This window comes from Pseudoalteromonas sp. CST2, assembly GCF_028599385.1.
Classification (GTDB): domain Bacteria; phylum Pseudomonadota; class Gammaproteobacteria; order Enterobacterales; family Alteromonadaceae; genus Pseudoalteromonas; species Pseudoalteromonas atlantica.
In genome coordinates, this window is record NZ_JAQREO010000007.1 from 88,377 (window position 1) to 113,002 (window position 24,626).

A 24,626-nucleotide genomic window follows, 5' to 3' on the forward strand; every position below is an offset into this window, starting at 1 on the left:
TAGAAATTTGAGAAAATTTCCCCCATAGCGGCTATGGGGGAAATTATAATTAGTATTACGCGTAATTAAACGTGCAATATTATGCAGCTTTTTCTTCTAGGCCTTGTTTTTCCCATACTTTCGCTTTAAAGCTCATAAGCACTAAAACAATACCTACGCCAATGCTAAATAAGGCAATTTGTAAGTATAAGTTAGGGATTTCTTCAACGTTATTTGGATCAAAGTTACCAGCCAGTAAGCCAGCAATAATGTTACCAATAGAATAAGTTAATACAAATACACCCATCATTTGGCCTGTGTAACGACGCGGCGAAAGTTTACTTACCGCACTTAATGCTACAGGGCTTAAACAAAGCTCACCCACTGTATGTAAAAAGTAGGTTGTTACCAGCCAGTATGGCGCTACTTTTAAGCCTTCAGCTGCGTAGTGAGCGGCCATAAACATAACTAAAAAGCCAGAAGCCATAATAATTAAGCCCATTGCACATTTTACGCTGTAAGTCGGCGATACCATCTTTTTAGATAAGTTAATCCAAAGCGCGGCAAAAAATGGCGATAAAGCAATAATAAATAGTGAGTTTAAAGATTGGAACCACGTAGTTGGAATTTCAAAAGTGCCTATAAGGCGATCTGTGTAATCACGGGCAAATAGGTTTAGTGATGAACCCGCTTGCTCAAAGCCAGACCAAAAACACGCAGAGGCAACACACACTAAAAATAGTGCCCACATTCTTTGTTTTTCGCCCGCTGTTAATTTACCTGTAAAGTAAATAACCCCGAAATAAATAAAGAATATAATAGTAAACACAACAGCTGTGTAGCCTGCTACAACAGTTGGGTTAATAATAATTGCGCCCGTCATTGCTGCAGCGGTCACACCAGCGGCAATAACAACAAAAGCAGCAATACCAAACCATGCACGAGATGCACCTTTAGCGCTTAATGGGTTAGCCGGTAATGCACTGTGCTCTGGTAGGTTGTTAAGCGTACGCTTATATTGGATTAAGCCAATAGCCATACCCACAGCAGCTGCACCAAATGCCCAGTGCCAACCTACGTTTTCCATAAAGTAGCCACATACGTAGTAACCAATTAAAGAACCTAAGTTAATACCCATGTAGTATATAGCGTAACCGCCATCACGGCGCTCATCAGCATCGCTGTATAACTGGCCTACCATTGCGCTGATATTTGGTTTTAGCAAACCAGTACCTGTAGCAACAAAGATCAAACCAATAAAAAATGAATACTCATGAGGCACGGCCAAAATAATATGGCCACACATGATGATGATACCGCCGTACCATACGGCCTTTTGACCACCGAATAATCTATCCGCTAGCCAACCACCCGGTAAGCCTAAGAAATAAACGGCACCTGTGTATAAACCGTAAATTGCAGCAGCTGATGCAACCGTAAAGGCAAGGCCTTCTTCTTGTAGGCTTGCTGTCATAAACAATACGAGCATCGCTCGCATGCCGTAGTAACTCATTCGTTCCCACATCTCAGTGAAGAACAATGTCGAAAGTCCTTTAGGGTGGCCAAACCAACCACTATCTGGAGCTGAACTCATATTTACTTCCTAACTTTAAGAATTGTTGTAATGGCCTTATAATTTTTTGCTTTAGCTGTTTTGTGCCATGGGGCACTAAAACGCTCGACCATCTGTATATTATTTGTAGCTAAGATAATGATTTGCTAAATGGTAGTAACACCACAAGGTAAGAGACACACCCTTATCCTAGTTACAATTGCGCTCAAGTATACATATACCTTAGTGCGAGGGGAAGCATTCGCGATGTATCACCTTGCACTGCGTTAAAAGTCTGCATAGGGAATAATTGGGGTGCCAGGAAACTCTAACGTCCCGTACACAGGATTGAAGTAATAGCGAATATAGAGCTGGCCAAAGTTTGGTTCGTAAAAGTCAGCGCGATCGATTGCTAGATAACCACCAAAAAACCAATGCGGCGTTATACGGTACTCAAAGCTCCCTTCAAGATTGTATGACACGCCAGAGCTGTCATCACTCTCAAATACAGGGTCCACCCCGGTAATCGATTCCCTATCGTAGGCTTGTAGCTGCAAGTCAGTGTCGTTAGGATAAAAATCAATGGCTTGGGTTTTTGTTTGCGAATACGAAATCCCCGTTTTTAAGCGATATACAAAATCATCGCCCCAGCGCGCATCGTAGCTTAAAGGCACCGACAACCCAACGTAGTTTTGTGGGCTATAGTAACCGCCGTGGCCCCATGTTTCTTCACTTAAATTATACTGGTATGCCCAATGTAATAGACTTGCGCCGACGGTAAATTCGCGTTCTTGATTACTAATAACGCGATAATAAGACCCGCCCATTACTCTATAGCGTTGGTTATCTTTAACATTTTGCCCTTTATAGAGCGTAAAGTCGGCGCTTGACCAAAAGCCCCAATCGCCACCTAAGTCATGAGATAAGTTAGCAGTTAGGCCTGTTGAGCGCACGCCGCCCCAAATTTCACCGGTATTTACATCTTCAAGCCCAGCATAAGAGAGTACGGAGCTTGTTACAGGGCGTTTTTCTAGCTCTAGGCTATAACCAAAATCGCCAATACTGTTGGCGTAATTTACACCCCATACTATGTCTTCAATTAAAAAGCCAAGTGGGGTCGTGCCTACATCAACACGCCAATTTTCATTTTGCCATCCAATACCTATGTCGACCCCATCTTGCTCAGGGCTTACTTCATCAATAGCACAGGTAAATATACAAAGTGCGCCTTGGCCGTAGCGGCTACCAGCAAATTGCTCATCAAAGCGAGTTGTTTGTGCGCTAATAGTGGTTGGGTCTATTTTAATAAACCCTTGGCCTTGCAAAAGTGGAAAGTAGGCCTCAATAGGTACTAAGCCTGCGCCAAGAGTTGCCTCGCTTTCGGTGCTTGTTTGGCCACTAAAGTTTACCCCAATAGCAATGTATGCTTGGTTTTTGCTTTGCTCATTTATAAGCTCGCGCTTAGCGCCATTAATATACCACGCATCATTTTCATCTATGCGAGCAATTTGTTTGTAAAACGATTCATCGTTTAGGCCTTGCTCGCTTGATAGCGTTTTTAAATACCATTGCTTAGCTTGGTCTTGTTCATTAAAATTTCGAGCAACTTCAGCGCCCAAATAACTAAGCTCTTTATCATTGGGTGATTTAGCAATTAATTGATTGGCTAAAACTAAAGCATCACCTGCGTAGTTAAAGTCATTTAACGAGGCCATTATTTGGCGTTGTAAGTAGGCTTGCTGATCATCTGTTTGCGTTATTGCGCGCTCAGTGACTTCTTTTGCCTGAAAGTCGTTTCCTAATTCTCTGTAAGCTTTTGCGATTGCAAGCATAGCTTGAGGTTCAATTGGCTGATTGTTTTTCAGTTTTTGCTGATAAACAATAATTGCTGACTCTTGCTGCCCCAGAGCTAAATTAGCATTTATTAATGCCGTGGTGATGGCGGATGTACTTTGGTACTTTTGATCAAGCTGGTTAAGCTTTGCTAATAATTCGCCACCTTCGTAATACTGATTAATATACGTGGTGTATAAATTGACGTACTGTTCTACTTCGCCAGCACTTGCATTATTAGGCAAGCTGTAATGAGAAAACCATTGTTCTACAGCAGGGCGCTCGTTTTGTTCTAATAGCCACTGCGCGTAAAGCATATGCCAATAAGGTGATAAAGTGGGCTCAGTATTTAATGCAGTATTAATTAACTTTAGAGCGTGTTTTTTCTCATCTATTTGATACCAGCTACGCGATAGCTCGGCTTTCATTACTGGAGTTAAATTTTGCGCTTCTAAATTACTTAAATGAAAAATAGCCGTGGTTCTATTTTTAGTATTTAAGTGTCGCTCGCTTTGTCGAAGAGACTCGTTGAGCCTAAGTTGTTGCTCAAGAGAAATTATGTCGTCATTTCGATCATTAACCGGCACATACTCTAAGGTGTTTAAAGCGCCTTGATAATCATCAATTGAGCGTAAAAATAAAGCATGGCTATAACGTAACTGTGGATTGAGCGGAAACTGCCAAAGCACATTATTAAATAACGTTTTTGCCTTTTTAGTTAACCCGTTTTGTTGATAAATAAACGCTAAATCGTAATAAAGCCAAGGCTGTTCAGGGGCCTGTTCAATTGCCTTTTTTAAGGTTTGCTCAGCAAGCTCTGTATCGCCAGTATCACTATATTGGCGTGCTTTTTCGCGAAGCTGGCTACTTAACGTTGCCGCATACACAGGTTTAAGTTGTGCTTTTTGAGACTGAGATAAAGCATTATAAAACTTGATTAACGATTGCTCATTGTTATCCAATTCAACAATTTCTAATAACCCTGTTAGAGCGCCATTATTAAGCGGATCATTTTTTAACACGGTTTGATAAATAGCGGCCGCTTGTGAATAATTACCTTGAGCAAATTGTAACAATCCGCGGTTATACAAAACGCTAGCAGGGTCTTGCTCAAGTGTGTCGGCTAAATTTAATTTAAGCAACGCCGTTTTAAACTGACTATTATTAATGGCTTCTTTAGCTTGGCGTATGTAAAGCCAAAACTTTGCAGTAGCGGCTAAGTCTTTTAGCGTTTCTCGCTCGGCAAAATCGGCGGTATGCGAATACGCCTTAGTAAAATAATTATAAGACGTTTGATTTTTACCCATACGCAAATAAAGGGTGCCAAGGCTGCGCATAATTGCGCCATCGTTAGGGCGCCCTTTGAGCGCTTTTAGTAAAAGCGGCTCTGCAGCAACGAGCTTGTTTTTTTCAAGTAACGCCTCACCTTTAAGCCATAGTTGGTAGGCCGGGTTAGCTAATAATTTTTGTCGCGCTTTTAAATCTTTTTTGAAATCTTGATACTGTAATTCGCCTTTGCTGCTAAACGGATACACGCTAAAGTAGCGCTGAAATTGTTTCTCTGTAGCGCTATTTAATTGCATGTTAGATAAAGCACCTAACCAGATTGCTTCTACTTCATTACTGTAGCGAGAGGTGGCACCATATTTACTTAAAATAGTTAGTGCGGTGCTATCAGTGGGGTTATTTCTGAGTAAGTGGCGCGCATATGCAATATCTACTGCGCCGATGTTCTCGTAACTGCGTAGTAGCCTTTCGTAGCCTTTTTTTACATTTTGCCATTGGCTTTGCTCTTGTGCATACCAACTTAAATGCTCAAGCTCAAACGCTAAGCTTGGATAGGAGTTTTTAAAAAGCCTGTTGTAAATTAATCGCGCTTGTTCGTAACGTCCCGCACGGGCAAGTAATTTAGCTTGTTGTATATCTGCTTTGTCTTCGTTTTCTAATCTAGCAATTAATCGTAACTGTTCTACACAAGGGTGGGTACGTGTGTTGTTACCGTCAATTTTTCTTAAAATTTGATTTGCTTGTATAGCCTTACCATTGGCAAACTCAAAACGAGCAAGCGCACACTGGCTTTCTATTCGATTAGGGGCAATGGCCAATAGCTTTTGTAAGCTATCGGCAATTAAATCTTTATTTTCTTGCACTTCACCAATATTGATTTGGCTTAAAAGCCACTCAACAGAGTGTGTATCAATGTCATTATTTGTTTTAGCATGCACACTTGCGCTGACTGCTAACGTACAAACAACAGCCCATTTTAACGACATTCAGTGCTCCACCTTGGCTTGAGCGTCCCGTCTGCTGTTATTGAAAAGCGCTTATTAAGCGCGCTACTACCAAACAGATTTAATACACTGTCGTAATAGCGTGTTTGTGTGAATGACTTATCGACCATTAACTTTTGTTGAATGGCCATAACCAAAGAATCATCGCCTTTTTCTTTTAGCATGGGCAGTAGGGCAGCATTAAAGCCTAATGGGCCACGCTTTTGGGTTTTGCCAGAGCGTGCATAGGTATTTAAAGGGACATAGCCATGGCTGTTTATAGCCTCTACAAAAGGGGTAAACTGCTCGCTTAGCTGTTCTTTGTAAGGCGCATCGTTCGCCATCATGCTGGCCCATAAGTAAACCCTAATGGCATTAAAGCTGCCTAAATCGGTTGCTTTTTTATCGTAATAAAAACCTTTTGCTGGGCTATACATCACCCAATCAGGGCTCACTCCGTTTTTAGCGGTATCCAAAATAAGCTTTGCAGACGCTTCATGTAATTGCTGCCAAGGTGAGTGCGGGTATAATTTGCTAAATTGCTGATAAATAAATAACGGTGAATAACTAGGGTTGAGTTTATAGGTGTTATTTTCAAATTCAAACCCAGCAGGGGCGGGTAATAAAGTAAGCCCTAACCCTGAAATATAGGCGGTTTCTTCTCGCATAATACGCTGCGCTAATACAGCAGCTAAAATACTATAGCGGCGGTCGTCCCATAAAATAGCTGCTTGCGATAAACTATATGCTATCCACAAATCAGAATCTGATGCTGGGTTTGAGTCTAAAATCCCATAGGTATCATTGCCTGTTTCACCCCATTGCCAAGCAGGCAAACGTGTACTTAAATCGCCTTCAGAGAGATGGTCTTGCGTCCAATCTAAAATGGTATCAAACGCGGCTTTATCGTTTGCTACTAGCGCAAAAAATAGTGCGTATGATTGCCCCTCTGAGGTGGTAATATTTTGTTTTGAGCCTAGGTCTATTACGCGGCCTTCATCACTAATAAAGTGATTTTTAAATACTTGCCACCCCTGCCAGGGCTCGCACTGCTGCGTTTGCGCTGACACAGAAAAACTTAAAAAAGCGGCTACTAATAATGCTCGGTTAAGTAATGTCATTATTCATCTCCTTCAGCTAAACGCTTATGGGTGAGTGCTTGTAGTAATCGCCATAAAATAAATGAAATTAGTAACAGCGTTAATATAGAAAGCAGGGCTAAAATAAATGGATGGTCAGATAAATGGAACCACACCAGCGTATGTACAGGAATATGACCGACAAAGTATTGCTCTTCGGTTTTTATTGTTTTAACGCCTTGTGAGTTTATAACCGCAGCACTGCCTTTTAATTGGCTTAATGTTTGCGAGTTCATAAGGGTTTTATCAATTAAGCCAAATGCTTTTTCAGTGGTGGCATTAAGTGATACAACAGAGCGCTCAGAATCAAAAGGAGATTGATAAGCTGTAATTACCGCCATATCTCCGTTACTTTTTACACTTACTTGTATTTTATCTGTGGCTTGCTCATCGTATGCACCGTTGTAAATTGCTTGCTTTATTTCACGCTGGTTATTCGTTAAAAGTACGTTTGTATGCGCATCTTCATCTAGTTGCTGAGCTGTGCTGCCAGGCTTTGCAACAACTAAAATATCTTTGTCGTCTAAATCAACATTTTCATTTAAATGGGCCACTGTCATTCTGTGGGTTGGATACCCTGTTATTGCGCCAAAATGACCGGTAAGATTAAACAGCAAAGTTAACGCTTTTGCAGAAGGCTGCGGGTCAATTAGTACAAGTGTTTGCTGTAAATCGGCATATTTGGTGTACGGGAAGCCACTGTTCGCAAATACATTCAAATCTGGCAGGGCAATGTAATGATCAAAGCCACTTACATCAATATTAGAATTACCATCAATAACACCAAACTCACCACCAGGTGGTGCTATTGCACACTCACCTTTTTTCAGCACACCAAATCTAAAATCAAAGTTTAGCTCGTTCCGAGTGGCTAGGTTTATGCCATTCAGTGAAAAGTTTTCTGCGTTTTGTGTAGTATCGGTATTGGCAATAAGTGGCAATAATGTTTTTGTAGTATTGAGTGCAGAGTCGTCATTATCTAACAAATATCCACTAATAAATTTTTGATTAATCAACATATTTAACCGAGAGTCCAAAGACTCGCTCTCGGGTGTGCTGCGATATTGCAATGTAATGGGGATGCCTTTTTCGCGCCAAGTAAATAAATCTGGAGCAAAACGCACGTTTAATTTTACGGGTCCGTTATTTAACCCTTGTGCTTGTAGCTGATTGTCAAAATCAATTAATTCGTCAAAGTGTACAGCTCTATCAGCGCGTAACCAGCGCGGGGCATCGTACGCCTTGCGAAGCGGTAGTTGGTTAATTGCTTCTATGCTAGCTGTTCTGCCGGTCATGACTTTATGGCCAAAGGCCAATCCCGTGACGGCGGTTTTTAAATCGTCTTCATCACGCCCTAAAATAAGCAACATTTTGCTGTATCTATGTAGTGGGTTTGAAATAATCTCAACGGTTGGCTTTTCCACATCGGGATAGTCTTTTAAAAAGTCAGGCTTTGAATCGTTGGTAATAAAAACCACGCTGTGCGTATCTAATGATTTGTTAATCACCACCGGAAAATCAGCACCACGCCAGTCAGCTTGCGCGCCAAACCAGCTTGAAAGAGTCGCAGCCGCTTCAATCGTTTTGGTGTTAGGTGTTTTTGCAAACACAAACGGTAAGCTTAACTTATTGTAATCTTTGGCATCAAAAAAGGGCTCTGGTAAATATTCTAAACGGCTATCTATTGCCAGTTGCTTTTGATTGAGCGTGATATTGCTCGATTTATTAATTTCGGTCCAAATAGAGCGACTAAAGTAATCTTGGCAACGTAAATCATAATAACCAACAAGCTCAAACCGTACTTGGTTGTAGTCTTGTACATACTTAGCATTGAGTTTTAGGCTATGGTTAACGGTATTTTTAACCACACTTAGTTGCTCATTTATGGGCAGTACAGTGACTAAGTTTTCATTAAAATACACTTTTAAATGCGACACGTTAGCAATCAATGATGGCGAGTTTGTGTAAGAAAAATTAAGCTGTAAATCGGTGCTTAATTTATCAATGCGGTTGGTAAAATCCACTCTTGAGTTGTTGTTTATGCCATCAAGCTTGTAGCCATTAAAGCCCAAAGCAGCAAAGTCTAATCTTAAACTAGACACGTTGGCGCTTTCTGGGTAGCCATTTATAAACACAGATTTATCGTGCATTGGCTCAATAGCACATGCTTTGTAAGCACTGCATGTTAAAAACAGTATTAGAAATGTATTAAGCAAATTTTTAATCATAATTATTATGCACTATTGGTTTTTTAGGGGTGAAAGAGTTTATATATACAACAATTTTTGTCATTAGTTTTACAAAGGGTTGTAATGGCTTAGGAGCATGAAACAATAAATTGCTAAATCCTCTTAAACTTGTTTTTTGTACTTCTTTAAAGCTATATGAAGGGCGGTCATGACGAAAATTATTTTGCCAGTCCAGCCACGCATCCGCTCTTGAAAAGGTGCACTGTATAAATGCTTTTTGCTTTTCGAGCGAGAGATCTTTTAACGTTAAGCCTATTTGTTTGTTTCGGGTGTTACATACATATGTTGTAAACGAAAACTGTTTATTACCGCGGCTCATTAATAGCTCTATTTTGTCGTTTACTCGGCATAAATGAGCGTGCTCTGTTTCAATGCCTACCCCATTATCAGAGTAATCGGTTATTTTAACTTTTAACGTATGCCCATTTGCTAAGCGCACGCCGGCCGGAAAGTTTGCCTTAATACGGTGTGACTGCCTTACTTGCCTAGCTTCTGCAGCAACGGCTACCGCAGCGCCTAAAATAATAATATTATAAATTGCCCAGCCCATGCTGATTAACAAAACGCCCACTTGGCTCGGATCGCCAAAGCCTAAGCGTAAAACACCTACAAGCATGCCAACTAAGTTTATGAGCAAAAGTACCAAGTAGGGTTTAGATATACCCCAATCGTAATGCTCTTTATCATTTAAGCCGCCTTTTTCTGTTACGTTAAACTTACCCTTATTAGGGTTTATTAGCGCAACGGTTGTCGGCTTTAGTATGTACCACGCAAGAACAGACTCATATACTTCACCCCAAAAAGAGTAGCGATATTTACCCTGAATTCGTGAGTTGGTCGCTTTTATTTGTATGAGTGTAGGCACTACATAAATAAAAATAGCTAAAAACGGCGCATAAATAATGTAAGCATTAAAGTATATGAGCGCCAGTGGCGCGGTTAAAAATACAATACGCGGAATGCCCGATAAAAAGTGCAGCATGGCGTTTAAGTAGCACAGGCGCTGTGGTATATCGAGCCCTTTACCTAAAATTGGGTTATCGAGCCTAAATATTTGTGCCATACCCCGAGCCCAACGAATACGCTGGCCAATATGTGCAGAGAGGCTGTCGGTGGCAAGGCCTGCAGCTTGTGGGATATTTATATAAGCGGTTTTATAACCGGCACGTTGCATACGCAGAGCAGTGTGGGCATCTTCGGTTACCGTTTCAAATGCAAAGCCACCAATATTGTCGAGTGCTTCGCGTTTTAAAACAGCGCATGAGCCACAAAAGAAGGTGGCATCCCACATGTCATTACCATCTTGGATCAACCCATAAAAAAGCATGTTTTCATTAGGGATTTGGCTGTGGTTATTTAAATTACGCTCAAACGGGTCTGCTGAGAAAAAGTGATGCGGTGTTTGCACTAAACATACTTTGCTGTCTTTTAAAAATTGCCCCATGGTCATTTGTAAAAATGAGCGGGCAGGTACGTGGTCACAGTCAAAAATAGCAATGTAGTCGCCGTTAGTGTAGCGCATGGCACTATTCATATTACCGGCTTTAGCGTGGTTATTATCGGGCCGCGTTAAATAACCCACCCCCACTTTTTGAGCAAATTCTTTAAACTCAGGACGTTTGCCATCATCAAGAATATACACGTTGAGCTTATCAGCAGGCCAATCAATGCTCATAGCCGCAAGCGTGGTAGGTTGTACAACACTTAATGGTTCATTATAAGTAGGAATGTATACATCAACTGTTGGCCATAAGTCAGTGTTTTCTGGCAACGGAACAGGTTTACGCTCAAGGGGGTTTATAGTTTGAAAAAAGCCTAAAATGAGCACTAGCCACGCATAGGTTTCTGCCAGCAGCAAGCCTGCGCCTAATGTAAGCGCAACAGGGTCATCCCAATTGAGGGTTTCTGTGTAGCGCCACCATAAATAACGCGATGAAGTGGTTACCGATAGGGTGATCATTACAATCGTGGCCATTTGCCCTTTAACGCGCTTAAGCCCGTATGCCACTATCAAAATAAAACTAATAAACACGGCTTGCGCTTCTAGGCTAAACGGAATGGTTATAAAAATAGCCAGTAAAAACAATATAAAGACTACAACCACATATTTTATTAGTTTATTTTGCCAAATCTTAGCGTCAGCCATGGTTTTAAAAGCACTTTTTTTAGAACCCTTAACGTTTTTTGATAACAAACGCTTTAGTAATCTACCTAGCTTTAAGTCAAACCAACGCAACTGTTTAAGTGAATAACTTACCCCATTATAAAACTGATTTGATAGCCGCTCCCTTACAGAGTTATTTTTAGGTTTGTATTTAAAAAATAACAAATAAACGCTTTGAATGATAAAGCGCAAAATATTTGAATAAATAAACGTGCGGTAAGGCAAACGAAGATGCGGGTAGTAATCATATAAAATAAGTTCAAAGTTAATTTTGTGGTCTTTTATATTGATAAACAATGAACTAATCAGCGTAATAAAAGGCATTAAAAAGGCTTCTATTACGTTTACTTTGTGCTGGTTAAAATAACTATGAAACTTAAATAAAATATAACGTACAAGTTTTTCAGTAAAAATAATGCTTAACAGTAAATACAAAGTACTGTGTATTGGGCGCTTATAAAATAAAGAAAAGCTCATAACTACAGGGCCGATTTACTTACAAGCCAGCCGGCAAGTGTTTCAAAGTCATCGTTAGCAACACTGTAAGGCGCACAATTAAGCGCTACATTTCTATAGGCTGTAGATTCTTTAATTACTTCATCACTATTTATAAAAAAAGGCGCCATAAGCGGCAAGGTAGATTGCCATAAAGAAAACAGGTCAAACTCAAGTGTTGATGCAGAGTTATAACGATTGACTAAAAAGAAGTGTTTCCACTGGTTGTCAGTGTGTTTTAACGTTTGTAGTTTTTTATAAATTAAGCTGTGGCAAATAGCATCACAATTAACTATTTCAATTACTATGTCGTTTTTATCGAGCGGATAGTGGGTGATATCAATATGTGCAGGGCAATCAAAAAGAAGCCAAGCATTATTGTTATAATCCAGTTTATTGCAATTGTTAATAAAATCGAATAACGCGGCGGTACTAACACTTTTATCGCCAAAAGGTAAAAACACTATGCCATCACTATCTTGATGAAAGTGCTCAAGTGCTTGTTCAAAGTCCTGCTCGTTACTCCAGCCGTGGTTGTACTGCCAAGGCAGGCCAAAGTGCAGGCCCAAATCGCTTTTAGAATCTAAATCTATAGCAATAACGTCAGAGCCCGACTTTTTTAATACGCAGGCTAAATTGGCAACCATAGAAGTAGCGCCAGTGCCGCCTTTAATGCCTTTTAGAAAAATTCTTTGCAAAGGGTTGTTTACCTGTCGTTTTAATTATTACTTACGTATTTACTGCTCGGTGTATTTCGTTCAGTAATGCGTATTTTTTTATTGTTTGTTTATTTTTTTGTTTATTAACAATTTCAACGTAATCTTCACTTTTGCCGCCAAAACGTCGTGCAAGGTTCTCAATGTCATTTGATGTTAAGGTTTCAGAGCTTTTTGTCGTTAAATTACGCATTGTTGCCTTTATGGTGAAGTTTATTATTTTTATTTAAAGTGGACAATATTTGTCTATTATATATAGAATAGCGGGTAAAACTAGTAAAAAAGTATTTTTTATAGGCTAAATTCAGTGCAAAACTTTAACATTTCAGGCTTGCAGCCCTCTGCTGCAGAGCTAAAACCTGCATCGTTATATGCAATTTTAGCCCCTTTAGACAATTTTGCTACTGAACTGGCATTACATGCAATTAATAAACCCTCAGCCTCTGATATTTATATTGTTTCTTCTCAAATAGAAACATTTTTTGAAGGCCCTTTTAGCGATGCATTAAATTATGCATTTGGCCAACACAAAGTGCATCCGTTTAGGTTTTCGGCAGATACGCGGGATTGGCCAAAGCAACAAATAATTAACAACACCCTAAAAGAGCTAAATGCTTATAAACAGCTAAATAACGCATTGGTCATTGTTCACTTCAGTACGACTGATTTAGCTTCATTGGATCAAAAGCAACTGATTCAAAGTGTTCAGGCCTATAAAAAATTTAGTACACAATCAGGAGCGACCGTCTTATTTTTAGTTTCTGGCCCTGAGGTGACTAACTATCGCTTTTTATTAAGGCGGTTAAATTCGGACCTCGACGGGTTGGTATATGTTGAAAATGATTCAACAGTGCGCGTACTAGAGTACGATTATTGGCATCACAGTACAGGTATCATCGCCTCTGTACAGTATCCATTAATGATTGAAAATGGCTGCTTTAAAGTGCAGCAAAATAGTATTACGGAACAACAAACCTCAACATCGGGTGTATTTGCAGATGAAGACGACGTGTGGATTGTACAAGGAGCTATTCCTGAAGGGACCAAGCTTCCTGCAAAATATAAAATAATAAAAGACAACAATGCGCTTTTTTCTCAAGGCCCTAAATTAGAGGCGGCAACATTGGTATTTGCAGTCTCGCGTTATACCGATTTAGCCTTGCTTGCTAAACAATGTTTTGAGCTGAGAAAAAACTGTGGTCGCTGGCTTAAATTAGTGATTCAGAACGTTGATGGGGTGATCCGCCATCAAGATGAATGCTTATTTTTGACCTTAGGTGTTAATCTAATTTTGTATAGTTTTTCAGAGCCTTCTAGGTTGCTCTCACAGGTGCAGTCAATTCAAGGGTTTCAATTTTCAAGACCGTTACCGCCTTCTATTGAACATGTACTTCAATTTACCGAAAATACCTTTTCTAAAGGTTACCTGCCTTTTATAGAATTTACCAAACAGGTAGAAGTTCACAGTGACTCAGCTGTAAATCTAGGGGTAAGCGGGGTGTTGGTTAAATTAGAGCTTTTGCCTCGGATTGACCCAATCCACCCATTGCATTTATTTCATATAAAGCGTGAGGGCGACGTATTCAGTTTGGTAGAAAACACCGTGTATTTGTATTTACATGCGTGTCGCGAAAATGATGTAAACAACGCGATAAAGCACTTGTTTAAATTAGAAACAAACGATTTTTTTGCGCAGCAAAATATTATTTCCGATCATTTTTATATTCAGCAAGAATGTAAACAGCTTAGGCGTTATTATGCGGACCAAGATATAACCGATTACTCTGCCCAATTAACAGAGAATGAAAGCTATAAATTTTCGCAAAAAATAGATCCAAGTGTTGCAGCTGATTTAGAAACACCAGAGTTTACTAAAAACGAGCGCGCAGATGCCGTGCCGTTCAAAATGGCCATAAAGAGTAACGTATGAGTATTAATCAATTATTGATTACAGCAATTTTAGCGATGCTAGTTGGCGTATTTTTATGTATGTCGGGGTCGTTGATACTGAAAAAAATAAAAAAATACTATGCTCAGCTTACGTTTAAACATGAAGTACTCGAACCTTACAAACCAAATAGAATAAAGAAGGGTAAATAGTGAAATTATCAGGCTTAGGGGTGTGGAACCTCTATTTTTTAGTTAAGTTTGCACTTTTTTATTATGGTGCAATCGACTTTGGCTTATTAGCAAATGCAGCGCTGGCTGCTTTTTTTGCTATTTCTTACACGCATCCTTTACTAAATAAAGCCAAACATTGGTTAGGCGCAGTAATGGCCATTGTTTTACTTTATAAAGATTCGTGGTTGCCCCCTATAGACCGTTTAACACGCCAAGCTGGTAACGTGCAAGACTTTAGCTTTGGCTACTTTTTAGAGCTCATGGCGCGGGTTATTAATGTTGATATGTTATTGGCACTGTTTGTTATTACTGTGTGCTTTTGGTATTGCTCACAGTGGATACGCTTTACCACCGTAACAATAGTTGGGCTTATGTTTGTAGCTTGGCAGGGGACAAACAACGAGGATAATTTAATTACACAGCCTGTGGCGGCTAATAATGTTCAAACAGCAGCGCCTCGTGCACAAGCACAAGTGGTAACGCAAGAAGCAAAATCGCCTGATCAGCAATTAAAAGAGTTTTATCAGCAGCAAAGTTTGCTAGCAAGCCAATTCCCTCAGCAATATAATGGCGAGTTATTTGATGTCATAGTACTAAATATTTGCTCGATGGCCGTGGCTGATCTAGAGGCCATTGGCGTAAGCCTTGATGATTTATATAGCGATTTTGATGTGGTGTTTTCTGATTTTAATTCGGCTACTTCTTACTCTGGGCCTGCTGCAATTCGCCTGCTACGAGCAAGTTGTGGTCAAACAAGCCAAACTGCCTTATTTGAAAATGCGCCAGAGCAGTGTCACTTGTTTAAAAATTTAGAAAACTTAGGTTACAAAAGCAATGTGGTTATGAACCACGACGGCCACTTTGATGAGTTTAAAGGTTTGGTGAAAAAGTTTGGTAAAATAGATGAGCAGCCTTACGATATAACTAACTTACCTGTAGCTCAATACGGGTTTGACAACAAACCTATTTACTCAGACGGGGCAGTACTAAACTCATGGTTAAATGATAAAGGTGAAGACTGCGCGCCATGTGCTATGTATTACAACACCACCAGTTTGCATGATGGCAATCAACTAGCGAATCAAGCCCGCATGAGTAGCCTTGAAAGTTACCCAATTAGACATAAAAACTTATTTAACGATATTAACGGGTTTATTAAAAACCTAGAAAAACGTGGCCGTAATGTCATGCTGATGATAGTACCTGAACACGGCGCAGCATTAAAAGGCGATAAAGTGCAATTTGCTGGGCTTCGTGAGATACCAAGCCCAAGTATTGTGTCTGTTCCGGTGGCGATTAAGTTTATTGGTAAAAATGTACAAAGCTATTCACAAACGCTTGTAAGCGAATCAACAAGTTACTTTGGTTTATCGGAGCTAATTAGTGGCGTGCTTAGCACAAACTTTTTTGCAGGTAATGGCAATATTGCCGACTTAGTTGATACGCTGCCTCGCGCACCTAAAGTAGCCGAAAACGCCGATACAATCATGATGTATGTTAATAAGCGCCCTTATATTCAATTAGATGGCGGAGACTGGACCCCATACCCGCAAAATTAATAGCATATATGCACGACCCCTTTTAAAACGCAGCTTACACGCTGCGTTTTTTAGTTTTAAGCTGTACGTTATTACAGTTTGATGTTTATAGGCGTGAGTTACAGCGATAAAGGCGGTGGTTTGTCCAAATTTGTTTACAATTTACTGTATTGAATAACGGAGTTAGCGTATTATTCGGCTAATATAGTTTTTCCTTATTCGAGGATGTATGCGTCTAGATATTCATTGTGCCGACCGTGTAGGTATTGCCCAAGAGATCCTAAATATTTTAGTAAACTACGATGTTGACTTAAAAGGGATTGAGGTTGATTCGGTAAATTGCCGTATGTATGTAAGCTTTCCTGAAATTGAATTTGAGCAATTTCAAAAAATTATGCCTTCTATTCGTTTGATTGATGGCGTACATGATGTTCGCACAACCGCCTTTTTACCCTCTGAGCGAGAGCATAACGAATTAAATACACTGCTGCGTGCACTTCCCGATGGTGTTATTTCGATTGACGCAAAAGGGTGGGTACGTTTGTGTAATGACGCAGCCTGTAAAGACCTACAGTTGAGCGAAAAAGAAGTAGTAGGGGCCAATATTAATAACCTACTAAAAGGGTTTAACTTTACGCGTTGGTTAGAAGGCAAAGAAGTACTTGGACAAACAACCCGGGTAGATGTTGCTGGTGAAGACTTTATTGCCGATATTTTACCGATTGCCGTCCCGCAAGGTGGTGAAGGTGACGTGTTAGCTGGTGCGGTTATAAATATAAAATCGCAAAGCCGCCTTGGTCAGCAGGTCAGTGCCTTTAGACGTTACGGGCAAGAAAGCTTTGCAACTATTCATAACTTTAGTACTGCTATGCGCCGGGTAGTGCGCGAAGCACGCAAAATGTCGCAGCTAGAAGCACCCATTTTAATAACCGGAGAAACTGGCACAGGTAAAGAGCTCCTTGCTCGTGCGTGCCACTATGCCTCTAATCGTTCGGTTAAGCCGTTTATTGCACTTTCGTGTGCATCCTTGCCTGATGATGTGGCTGAATCTGAATTATTTGGTTACGCCGGATATGAAGAAAACACCGCACCTAAACGCGGAGTACTAGAGCAAGCCGATGGCGGTACTGTGTTTTTAGATGAAGTTGGCGAAATGTCTACACAGCTACAAACAAAGCTGCTGCGCTTTTTACAAGACGGCACATTTAGAAAAGTGGGCGACGAAAATGAAGTAAAAGTTAACGTGCGTATTATTGCAGCCACACAAAAAGATTTACCCGCAATGGTGCAAGAGGGCGTATTTAGAGAAGACTTATACTATCGAATTAATGTACTCACATTAGAGATTGCACCACTGAGAGACCGTAAAGCTGATGTGGGCCCATTAGCCGAGCACTTTATTCAAAAGTACGCACAGCAAAACGGCCATGCAATTCCGCTTTTATCACAAGAGTGCTTACGCTTTTTACAAGAGTACCCGTGGCCGGGTAATGTGCGCCAGCTAGAGAATGCAATTTATCGGGCGGTGTCGTTACTTGATGATAGCGAGCTACGTGTAGAGCATTTGCAATTGCCTACCTTTACCCACGATTTAGGCTATTTAGAGTCAGATTTTGAAGGGTCGTTAGATCAAGCTGTAAAACGTTTTGAAGCAACCTTGCTACGCAAATTGTATCCGGCTTACCCAAGCTCAAGACAATTAGCTAAGCGTTTAGGGCTTAGCCACACTGCAGTGGCAAATAAATTACGAGATTACGGTATTAATCGCAAAACTGTTAAAGTTTAATAGCCGGCTTACTGGGCACTAGCTCTTAGTGCCCATGTTTTTTGTAACCCCATCAATGGCGATAGTTTCTATGCCATTTTCATCAAAATTAATCACTATGCTTGCGTTATTACGAGTAAAAAAGTAACTGCGTCCATTCAGCTCAATCACGTAATCGCCTTTTACAGGATCTTTAAACTGCTGCTTTTTTAAACTGACAGTATGTTTACCTATTTGCCAATCAAACGCTTCAATAAAGCCATTATTAAACTCTTGTACCCACACTTGGCTATCGTCTTTAGCTAAAGTGATTGCCACCGAGTATGAGTTAGGTAATTGCGACATATTGTAGCTTTTGCTACCTATCGAAAATTTACCAAGCTGCTGCTGCCATGCAAAGCCAAAATTAAAGGTTTTTTCTATACCTGTTGGGTAAGTCACCGTACCTGGGCCTTTAATTGTAAAATCGGCCAGTGCGCAGGTGCTAATGCATAATAAACTGGTTGTGAAAAGTGTCGCTAATTTATATTTCATACTATGACTTTTTTATATTTATAATTTGAGATTAAAACAGAACATTCGCCTTAACAAGTGGCTATGTTACACTGAGTTAACTTTATACTGGTAAGACCTTCTCGTGAACTTATATATTAGACTTCTTTTATTATTTTTTAAAATTAAGCGCAACCGCGACTACCAACAGTTACTTGATACTGTTGATATTGATTACAAAGCACTGCCAACAGACTGCGATATAAACTTGCATCTAACAAACTCGCGTTATTTGGCTATGATGGACTTGTCGCGCACTTGGATGATTGAGCGAATTGGTTTATTAAAAGAAGTAATGAAGCGCCGTTGGTTTCCTATTGTTAATGCTACAGCCATTACTTATATTCGCGATATTAAACCTATGCAGCGTTATACCATTAGTACCAAGCTGGTGGGGTGGGATCATAAATATTTTTACATTGAACAAAAGTTTCATTCTGCACGTGGCCTGCACGCTATAGCGTATGTGCGCGGTGTGTTTAAAAACAAAAAAGGCATTGTGAGTATTGAAGAAATGCTTGAAGTAGCCGAGTTTGATGGTGTAGCGCCTATTTTGCCAAGTGAAATTATGCACTGGAAAGAAATGCTTGAGCAAAAAAAGGTGAATAACCTTCCTAAATAATTTTCATAAAATAAGGCCTTTCGGCCTTAAACACATAGAACATAGGCGCTGCAAACTTAATTAAAAGCTGTACCTTACACCAAACATGGCAACGACAGGGTCAAGCTCAACGGTTGATGTAAGGGCTTTTGCACCGTTTGCATACACTGTGGCATCGGTATCTATATCAATCATTGATACCATGGCATGTAGCCCCCAATGTTGATCGATTTTATAGTTAGCGCCTACTTGTGCAATAAAGCCAAACGAATCATCGAGTTTTACTTCAACATCGTCAGTGCCTAGGGTTGCTTTTAGCGCTTGAGAAGGCTGCTCGTCAAAAAAGGTGGTGTAATTTAACCCTACACCAATAAACGGGCGTAGCGCGTAACTTGTATCTAAAAAGTGGTATTGCGCAACCAATGATGGCGGAAGCTGTTTGATGTCGGCAATTTTATTGCCAGCTAACCCACCTGCGCCATTTACATCGTGCGAAAACGGCGTAGCGGCAATAAGCTCTAACACCCACTTATCGTTAAATGCATAATCGATTGTAATACCTAGCTGCGTGTCAGAGTCGCCTTTGAGAGCTAGTGTTGGCGCTTCGTTAATTGCCGAGCTGCTGTTATCTGGATTTACATTAATAGTGCCAACATTAACGCTAAGGTTAGCGTGTGCCGCAGGGGTAATAGCAAGTAAAGAGGTAAGTAATGCAATGCTGATTTGGGTTTTCATGTTGTGCTCCAATAACTACTTTTTGATTGACGCTATTATTACAATCTCCGAGCGTTGAAAACCTGTTCTAGATCAAAGTTTCAAAAATGTTTGAAGTATGTGAACCCTTTTCTTGATTTAGATTAAAGTCAGTGCAAAAAGTATTTTAATTAATTGACACAGCTATGTATTTAACGGTCATCGCACTGTATTAACTTTGCCATTATGTGGTCATATTCTCGCGCTTTAATAATCTCTCTTATGGTTATTGAGTGTGTTGTTATGTCTGTTGCAAAAGTATCGCAAAACAGTGTAAGTAAACCTTTAAGCGCGGTGGTAAAAAATACGCAAACGCTTATTAGGTTTGAGTCTGTAACGCCTAATCAAGGCGGAGCCATAGATTGGCTTAGCAATGAGTTAACTGCGCTTGGCTTTAACTGTGAGCAGTTTACTTTTGAAGGCGTTACCAATTTAATTGCCTACGTTAGTTTTGAACAAGAAGGACCTTGTGTTGCGTTTTCTGGGCATATTGATGTTGTGCCCGCAGAGTCGGGCAACTGGCTAAGCCCGCCTTTTGCTGGCAATATTATTAATAATGCCGTGTATGGTCGCGGCGCTGCCGATATGAAAGGCGGTGTGGCGGCTATGCTTGGTGCTACTAAGGCACTATTAAAAGATACTAAAAGTAAAAAAGGGCGTTTTTATTGGCTTATTACCTCCGATGAGGAAGGAGAGGCCGAATTTGGCTCAGAGGTAATAGCCGCGCGTTTAGCAAAAAATAATATACAGCTTGATGGCTGTATTGTTGGTGAGCCTACAAGCTCTACACACGTAGGCGATACAATTAAAAATGGTCGCCGAGGCGCTATTTCTTCTCGTATAAAAGTTCACGGCAAGGCCGGACATGTTGCCTACCCACAGAACACTATAAATGCTGCGCATATTGCGGGTAATATTGTAAATTGTTTAAGTAATTTAACATGGCCTGACGATGAGCCAAGCTCTAAAACCACCTTGCAAGTGACCGGCATTAATATAAATAATGTTGTTGATAATTTAGTGCCTAGTGAATGCGAAATTACCTTTAATGTGCGATATAGCCATGGTTATACAAGCAATGCAATAAAGCACTGTATATCAGCGGCGCTGAGTGAATACGCCCAGCACCTGGAGGTTGAATGGGAGCGAGCGTGTGAGCCCTATTATACGGCACCAACAGACGGGTGGAGTTTATTGCAGCAGTTAGAGCACACCATTTATGCGCAAACAGGGAGTTACCCGATGTTAAGTACCAGTGGCGGTACTTCGGATGGGCGATTTTTTGCAAACCAGCATACCCAAGTTATTGAGTGCGGCGTTAAAAATAGTACCATTCATCAGGTAAACGAGCATGTTCCGGTTGATGATTTACTTAAAATTGAGGCCATTTACACAGACTTATTAACGCGAATTTTTAGCCATAAATAGTAATCGCACAATAAAAATAAACAGCGAGAATCACCTCGCTGTTTGTTTGAGTAGGGCGTGTTGAGCTTTGATGGTTGAATTTGCAGCAGTATGTTTGGTTTTTAGGCAAGGCAGAGCCTATGAAGTGTGGTTATTCCCCATAAATAGGCGATAACGCAGCATAAATGCCAAACATGCGCTGCCCTTCGGGTTCTGCCTAGGGGCGATAAACTCTTTGTTGCTCGGTTTTTACTTATTCTTACAGGGATGTAAGTCATTAGAATAACGCAGGAGCAGTTATCGAGCCCACTAGGTTACAAACCTCGCGCCGCGATTAAATCGCCCCTAGATTGAACAAATTTCAATCCGTAAAGTTCAACACGCCCTAACCTAAATAGCGTTTGGCTTTATTTTCTTTTACGTTTTGTAAATCTACCAGCACCAACCCATCAATACAGTTGTTAAAGTCGGGGTCGATACTAAAGCTTAAAAATTTTACCCCGCCAGGCTTGCACAGCTCTGTATATTGCTTAAATAGCGTAGGAACTTGTGCCCCCATATTGGCCAGTACATGTTTTAATTCTACAAAGTCTTCTTTTACATCGTTGCCACTAAAAACAGTTTTACACTGAGTGAGTTGTTGCTCGCTTAATTTAAACTCGTTATTAGGGGTGGCGAGGTGTTGTTCTGATTTATAATAATGTTGATAGTAATGCACAAGCATGGCTTTTGCTTGTTCAGGTAAGGCGTTAGAAACGCTCACCGCGCCAAATAAGTAACGATATTGCGGGTAGTTTTTAGTAAATGCGCCAATACCGTACCATAAGTAGTCTAAGCTTTTACGCCCCCAATATTTAGGTTGCACAAAGCTGCGGCCAAGTTCTATACCTTGCTCAAAATACGGTTTCATTGCTTGTGTGTAACTAAACAAACTATCGGTGTATAAGCCTTCTCGGCCATGTTTCTCTATTATTTCCTTTGCACAAGCAAGGCGATATGCACCCACTAATTCTAGCTGCGTAGGATCCCATAGCACTAAGTGTTGATAATCCATATCATATTTGTCGATGTCGCGGCGTTTTCCACTGCCTTCACCTACCGCTCTAAAGGCAATTTCTCTCAGTCGTCCAAGCTCTCTAAACACTGGCGAGCTGCCAGTGTACTGATATAAATGAATATGCATGCCATCTTGTGTTTTGCCTAATAACTGACAACTCTCTATGGCTTTTTTAAGCTCTTTGCGGCACTCAGGTATTGCAATAGGGGTTTGGGTTTTAAGGGGAAGGGGCTTTTTAGTGGTAAGGCGATAAAGTTGTTTGCGAATGAGATTAACGATTTCTTTATCTTTTAAGTTTTCGATTAAATATGACTCAGGCGGAATGGAAGCGCCAATTTCAAACTCTAATGACTTTTGTCGCTGCTTAAACATTTCTTTTACTAATAATAAGCTCGCAAGTGGTTTGTAAATCATTGAGGTGCCATAAAAAAGCGGGCTGTTTTTAGCTTTTATATAAATAGGTAAAATAGGGCTGTTTGCTTTTTTAGCCATGCGTAAAAAGCCACTGTTCCACTTGCAATCTTTAATACCGGTAGGGCTTAAACGCGAGACCTCTCCCGCAGGAAAAATAAGTAACGCACCTTCATCTTTTAAGTGTTTTTGTATATTACTTAATTCTTGTTTTTTACTGGTTCCCGATAAATTATCTACTGGCAACAGCAATGAATGCATAGGGGTGACCGACATTAGCATGCGATTGGCAACCACTTTTAAATCTTGCCTAACGCTGGAAAGTACTTTTATCAGCGCAAGTGCGTCGAGCGAGCCAATGGGGTGGTTAGCCACAATAACTAACTTACCTTCGCTGGGTATGTTTTCAATTTGTTTTGGTTTGTAGCGGGTATCAAAGTCAAGCTCATCAAGCACTTGTTCAACAAACTCTAGCCCTTGTAAATGGGGGTAAGCATCGCCAAAGGCGACAAATTCTTGTTCATGTAATAAGTAGCCCAGTCCCTTTTTAACTAAACCTTTTACTTTAGGGGAGTTCTCTAATTGTGGTAAGTTTGCTGCTATTACTTTATCAACGCTTATCATATTAACCTCATTTACAATTTGGCCTATTCGCCATCCTGTTTAGAGTAAAAAAAGGGTGTGACATTTACTTTGCAGTTGTGTGACTTTTTAAAGAGCACATCACGAGCTGCTCAGTTGTTTATTAGTGTAGATAAAATTTATTTAATAAAATTAGGAGCTTCTATGTCGGTATTAGTAGCCATTACCGGGCGAGATAATACAAAGCTAATTGCAAAGCTAAAAGAGCTATTACCCAATGAAGAGATAATGCAATGGCCAGAGTGTAAAAAGCTCAACAATGTAGAGTTTGTATTAGCCTGGAATGCACCAGATGATTTGTGGCAGCAATTACCAAATTTAAAAGCGGTGTCATCGTTTGGGGCGGGTGTAGATAGTATTAATATGTCTTTATTGCCTAAAGAGGTAGACGTGGTTCGCATTGTTGATACTGAGCTTGCTCAAGATATGGCAGAGTACGTGCTAGGCCATGTACTTGCGCACAAGCTGCGTTTAAAAGAGTATTTTGTTAAGCAATCACAATGCAATTATAAACCTAAGCGTGCATATAAATATAATCACGTGGGTATTTTAGGCTTTGGTGAGCTAGGTAAAGCGTGCGCCAAAAAACTAACCCTGAATGGCTTTACGGTAAGCGCTTGGTCAAAAACTGAAAAAAGTGATGAGCAGGTGCATCTATATTCTCAGCAGCAAGGCCTTAATGAAATGCTGCCCACAATTGACTACTTGGTATGCCTACTGCCGCTAACAAAAGATACTAAGGGTATTATTAATGCCGATTTATTAGCTAAGTTACCGGCCCATGCGTGTGTAATTAACGTTGCCAGAGGAGAGCACCTAGTAGAGCAAGATTTAATAAACGCACTTAACAGTGAAATGTTAAGGGCTGCCACGCTCGATGTATTTACCCAAGAGCCGCTACCGCACGACCACCCATTTTGGCATAACGCTAACATAACTATTACACCACACTGCGCCGCGTTATCTGATTTAAATAGCGTAACAGCGCAAATTGCAGAAAATATTAATCGCCTAAAAAGCGGCCTTACATTAAATAATCGGGTTAATAGAACAAAAGGTTATTAATAGATAGCAAAACAGTTTAACAAACAGCTTGTTAACATTTGTAATTTTAATTATTGTGAAGTTTAGTCACTAAAATAAAAATAATAAGAGTAACGTATGAAATCAAGTCAAGGCGGAGTAAAACTAAGTTTAGTAGTGGTTTCTATTATAGTGCTAGGTGTGTCTGCTTGGTTTAACCAAGCGAGTGCCGATCAAGTGCCACAAAGCAAAAGTTCACAAACTTCACAAGGTGAATAAGTGCACTTGTAGACACATTATAAAAAGTGGGCTCTGTTAATTTGTTTTTGGCTTAATAAAGCCAGATCATTAAAGAGTAC

At 40.3% G+C, this 24,626-nt stretch carries 17 protein-coding genes; 7 read left to right on the forward strand and 10 right to left on the reverse strand.

Translation table 11 applies throughout. The features are described from left to right. Positions 1-79: 79 nt before the first annotated feature. From PSH41_RS11170 to bcsR, 7 genes are all read right to left on the reverse strand, one after another. Positions 80-1,573 (reverse strand): peptide MFS transporter, encoded by a 1,494-nt coding sequence (locus PSH41_RS11170; protein ID WP_024032295.1) that lies wholly within the window; start codon positions 1,571-1,573, stop codon positions 80-82. Positions 1,574-1,818: 245 nt separating this feature from the next. Then, positions 1,819-5,637: a cellulose synthase subunit BcsC-related outer membrane protein gene (locus PSH41_RS11175; protein WP_273589044.1), complete on the reverse strand. Its 3,819-nt coding sequence runs from the start codon at positions 5,635-5,637 to the stop codon at positions 1,819-1,821. Further along, positions 5,628-6,755 (reverse strand): cellulose synthase complex periplasmic endoglucanase BcsZ, encoded by a 1,128-nt coding sequence (bcsZ, locus tag PSH41_RS11180; RefSeq protein WP_273589045.1) that lies wholly within the window; start codon positions 6,753-6,755, stop codon positions 5,628-5,630. The genes PSH41_RS11175 and bcsZ overlap by 10 nt, the downstream gene beginning before the upstream one ends. After that, positions 6,755-9,001, reverse strand: a complete 2,247-nt coding sequence (gene bcsB / locus PSH41_RS11185) for a cellulose biosynthesis cyclic di-GMP-binding regulatory protein BcsB (RefSeq protein ID WP_273589046.1) — start codon at positions 8,999-9,001, stop codon at positions 6,755-6,757. Before bcsB ends, bcsZ begins: the two co-directional genes overlap by 1 nt. Beyond that, positions 8,994-11,663 (reverse strand): UDP-forming cellulose synthase catalytic subunit, encoded by a 2,670-nt coding sequence (gene bcsA, locus PSH41_RS11190; RefSeq protein WP_273589047.1) that lies wholly within the window; start codon positions 11,661-11,663, stop codon positions 8,994-8,996. The genes bcsB and bcsA overlap by 8 nt, the downstream gene beginning before the upstream one ends. Positions 11,664-11,665: 2 nt before the next feature. Next, complete coding sequence (gene bcsQ / locus PSH41_RS11195) at positions 11,666-12,379, reverse strand: cellulose biosynthesis protein BcsQ (protein ID WP_004588340.1); 714 nt, start codon at positions 12,377-12,379, stop codon at positions 11,666-11,668. Positions 12,380-12,410: 31 nt separating this feature from the next. Next, a complete protein-coding gene (bcsR, locus tag PSH41_RS11200) occupies positions 12,411-12,590 on the reverse strand; it encodes a BcsR/BcsP family cellulose biosynthesis protein (RefSeq protein WP_126007812.1) in 180 nt (59 codons plus the stop codon). 114 nt (positions 12,591-12,704) lie between these two features. On the opposite strand from bcsR, the gene bcsE reads away from it, so the two are divergent. The 3 genes from bcsE to tyrR all read left to right on the forward strand — a co-directional run bounded on the left by bcsE (position 12,705) and on the right by tyrR (position 17,842). Then, on the forward strand, positions 12,705-14,327 hold the full coding sequence (gene bcsE / locus PSH41_RS11205; RefSeq protein ID WP_273589048.1) for a cellulose biosynthesis protein BcsE: 1,623 nt from the start codon (positions 12,705-12,707) through the stop codon (positions 14,325-14,327). A 169-nt stretch (positions 14,328-14,496) separates the two neighbouring features. Then, a complete protein-coding gene (gene bcsG / locus PSH41_RS11210) occupies positions 14,497-16,077 on the forward strand; it encodes a cellulose biosynthesis protein BcsG (protein ID WP_024032287.1) in 1,581 nt (526 codons plus the stop codon). 208 nt (positions 16,078-16,285) lie between these two features. After that, positions 16,286-17,842 carry a transcriptional regulator TyrR gene (gene tyrR, locus PSH41_RS11215; protein ID WP_004588344.1) on the forward strand — a complete coding sequence of 519 codons (1,557 nt, stop codon included), beginning with the start codon at positions 16,286-16,288 and terminating at the stop codon, positions 17,840-17,842. A gap of 18 nt (positions 17,843-17,860) precedes the next feature. Here tyrR and PSH41_RS11220 read toward each other — a convergent pair whose 3' ends face one another. Then, positions 17,861-18,355, reverse strand: a complete 495-nt coding sequence (locus tag PSH41_RS11220) for a hypothetical protein (protein ID WP_273589049.1) — start codon at positions 18,353-18,355, stop codon at positions 17,861-17,863. A 103-nt stretch (positions 18,356-18,458) separates the two neighbouring features. On the opposite strand from PSH41_RS11220, the gene PSH41_RS11225 reads away from it, so the two are divergent. Beyond that, positions 18,459-18,995: a thioesterase family protein gene (locus PSH41_RS11225; protein WP_273589050.1), complete on the forward strand. Its 537-nt coding sequence runs from the start codon at positions 18,459-18,461 to the stop codon at positions 18,993-18,995. A gap of 60 nt (positions 18,996-19,055) precedes the next feature. Here PSH41_RS11225 and PSH41_RS11230 read toward each other — a convergent pair whose 3' ends face one another. Next, positions 19,056-19,709, reverse strand: a complete 654-nt coding sequence (locus PSH41_RS11230) for an OmpW/AlkL family protein (protein ID WP_273589051.1) — start codon at positions 19,707-19,709, stop codon at positions 19,056-19,058. 261 nt (positions 19,710-19,970) lie between these two features. On the opposite strand from PSH41_RS11230, the gene dapE reads away from it, so the two are divergent. Continuing rightward, positions 19,971-21,155, forward strand: a complete 1,185-nt coding sequence (gene dapE, locus PSH41_RS11235) for a succinyl-diaminopimelate desuccinylase (RefSeq protein ID WP_273589052.1) — start codon at positions 19,971-19,973, stop codon at positions 21,153-21,155. A gap of 364 nt (positions 21,156-21,519) precedes the next feature. Here the strand turns inward: dapE and PSH41_RS11240 are convergent, their stop codons facing one another. Next, a complete protein-coding gene (locus PSH41_RS11240; protein WP_273589053.1) occupies positions 21,520-23,226 on the reverse strand; it encodes a lysophospholipid acyltransferase family protein in 1,707 nt (568 codons plus the stop codon). Positions 23,227-23,388: 162 nt separating this feature from the next. Between PSH41_RS11240 and PSH41_RS11245 the strand changes: the two genes are divergently transcribed. Next, positions 23,389-24,309 carry a 2-hydroxyacid dehydrogenase gene (locus PSH41_RS11245; RefSeq protein WP_273589054.1) on the forward strand — a complete coding sequence of 307 codons (921 nt, stop codon included), beginning with the start codon at positions 23,389-23,391 and terminating at the stop codon, positions 24,307-24,309. A 96-nt stretch (positions 24,310-24,405) separates the two neighbouring features. Further along, positions 24,406-24,546: a hypothetical protein gene (locus tag PSH41_RS11250; RefSeq protein ID WP_273589055.1), complete on the forward strand. Its 141-nt coding sequence runs from the start codon at positions 24,406-24,408 to the stop codon at positions 24,544-24,546. The last annotated feature ends 80 nt before the right edge of the window (positions 24,547-24,626 follow it).

Excerpts from the sequence above, each read along its gene's own strand:
- PSH41_RS11240 (WP_273589053.1), bottom strand. The coding sequence starts at position 23,226 with ATGATAAGCGTTGATAAAGTAATAGCAGCAAACTTACCACAATTAGAG.
- PSH41_RS11250 (WP_273589055.1), top strand. The coding sequence starts at position 24,406 with ATGAAATCAAGTCAAGGCGGAGTAAAACTAAGTTTAGTAGTGGTTTCT.
- bcsR (WP_126007812.1), bottom strand. The coding sequence starts at position 12,590 with ATGCGTAATTTAACGACAAAAAGCTCTGAAACCTTAACATCAAATGAC.
- bcsB (WP_273589046.1), bottom strand. The coding sequence starts at position 9,001 with ATGATTAAAAATTTGCTTAATACATTTCTAATACTGTTTTTAACATGC.
- bcsZ (WP_273589045.1), bottom strand. The coding sequence starts at position 6,755 with ATGACATTACTTAACCGAGCATTATTAGTAGCCGCTTTTTTAAGTTTT.
- PSH41_RS11170 (WP_024032295.1), bottom strand. The coding sequence starts at position 1,573 with ATGAGTTCAGCTCCAGATAGTGGTTGGTTTGGCCACCCTAAAGGACTT.
- bcsA (WP_273589047.1), bottom strand. The coding sequence starts at position 11,663 with ATGAGCTTTTCTTTATTTTATAAGCGCCCAATACACAGTACTTTGTAT.
- PSH41_RS11220 (WP_273589049.1), bottom strand. The coding sequence starts at position 18,355 with ATGAAATATAAATTAGCGACACTTTTCACAACCAGTTTATTATGCATT.
- PSH41_RS11245 (WP_273589054.1), top strand. The coding sequence starts at position 23,389 with ATGTCGGTATTAGTAGCCATTACCGGGCGAGATAATACAAAGCTAATT.
- PSH41_RS11175 (WP_273589044.1), bottom strand. The coding sequence starts at position 5,637 with ATGTCGTTAAAATGGGCTGTTGTTTGTACGTTAGCAGTCAGCGCAAGT.
- tyrR (WP_004588344.1), top strand. The coding sequence starts at position 16,286 with ATGCGTCTAGATATTCATTGTGCCGACCGTGTAGGTATTGCCCAAGAG.
- PSH41_RS11230 (WP_273589051.1), bottom strand. The coding sequence starts at position 19,709 with ATGAAAACCCAAATCAGCATTGCATTACTTACCTCTTTACTTGCTATT.
- dapE (WP_273589052.1), top strand. The coding sequence starts at position 19,971 with ATGTCTGTTGCAAAAGTATCGCAAAACAGTGTAAGTAAACCTTTAAGC.